1 pseudogene is annotated in these 210 nt (G+C 58.1%); it reads left to right on the forward strand.

What is annotated here, in order from left to right:
• Nucleotides 1-210: pseudogene (locus HA052_RS27330) on the forward strand (hypothetical protein); the annotation flags it as partial.

A 210-nucleotide genomic window follows, 5' to 3' on the forward strand; every position in this document is an offset into this window, starting at 1 on the left:
GGCAATGACCAGTTGTTTGCTGGATGGAGAGGTTACGACAACGTGTTTGAAGGCGGCGCCGGCAACGACACGCTGACCGGCAGCTATGCGCGCGACACCTATCTGTTCAATCTGGGCGATGGTCAGGATGTGATCATCGACAAGGCGGATGCGCCGACGGTCAACGACGCCTACCGTGATGAGTTGGTGTTCGGCGTGGGCATCAAGGAA

Origin of the sequence: Chromobacterium fluminis (genome assembly GCF_011602385.1) — a bacterium.
Taxonomy (GTDB): Bacteria; Pseudomonadota; Gammaproteobacteria; order Burkholderiales; family Chromobacteriaceae; genus Chromobacterium; species Chromobacterium fluminis.